The organism is Bittarella massiliensis (ex Durand et al. 2017) (assembly GCF_017566145.1).
Taxonomy (GTDB): domain Bacteria; phylum Bacillota; class Clostridia; order Oscillospirales; family Ruminococcaceae; genus Bittarella; species Bittarella massiliensis_A.
The window spans coordinates 1-213 of sequence record NZ_JABFCL010000329.1 but is presented as its reverse complement, the minus strand read 5'-3'; the positions used below and the strand labels follow the sequence as shown (position 1 = coordinate 213).

The window sequence follows — 213 nt, the reverse complement described above, 5'->3', positions numbered from 1 at the left end:
AATTACATCGATGCAAAGTTCTGGAAGATCATAGTACGGCGGAGTTTTACAAAAGAACGGTGGAGTTTGTTTCTTATGTAAAAAAGTGGATAGCGGGTGATTATGTACTGCACCCAGATGAAGAGGGGTACTATGAGACGGTGATTGAATCGGTCCGGGAGCTGTCGCAGAAGCAGTACCGTTGTTACGGGATCAAGGGGCACCTTGATAATC

General features: G+C 45.5%; 1 protein-coding gene. It reads left to right on the top strand.

The features are described from left to right. A partial coding sequence (locus HJY11_RS14535) for a hypothetical protein (RefSeq protein WP_368041633.1) occupies nt 1-213 on the top strand: 213 nt, incomplete at both ends.